Genomic DNA, 588 nt, shown 5'->3' on the forward strand with positions numbered 1-588 from the left:
AGTAAAGTGCTAGAAAACGGCATGTCTCTCTCTCGCCGCCGTGTACCACTTGGTGTTGTGGGTGTGATTTATGAAGCGCGTCCAAATGTGACCATCGACATTGCCGCACTGTGCCTGAAAACGGGTAACGCCAGCATCCTACGCGGTGGTAAAGAGACGTTTTTCTCTAACATGGAACTTGTGAAAGTTATCCAATCAGCCCTTGCAAAAGCAAACTTGCCAGCCGCTTCAGTACAGTACATTGAAAAGCCAGAGCGCGAGCTGGTTTCTCAACTGCTTAAACTGGATGACTACGTTGATATGATCATCCCACGTGGTGGAGCTGGTCTGCACAAAATGTGTAAAGAGAACAGCACAATTCCAGTGATCATCGGCGGTTTTGGTATCAGTCACATTTTTGTTGATGAATCAGCGGACTTAGAGAAATCGCTAAACGTGGTTGAAAACTCGAAAGTTCAACGTCCTTCGGCATGTAACTCGCTAGACACACTGCTTGTTCACGAGAAAGTGGCGGCGAAATTCTTGCCAATGATTGTCGAGCGAATGAGTGACAAAGTGACGTTTGTAGCAGAACCAAAAGCGAAAGCG

1 protein-coding gene is annotated in these 588 nt (G+C 46.9%); it reads left to right on the forward strand.

What is annotated here, in order from left to right:
* On the forward strand, window positions 1-588 hold a 588-nt coding region (locus R7E78_RS28590), incomplete at both ends, for an aldehyde dehydrogenase family protein (protein ID WP_318058943.1).

The sequence above is a fragment of the Vibrio sp. YT-19(2023) genome, from assembly GCF_033337395.1.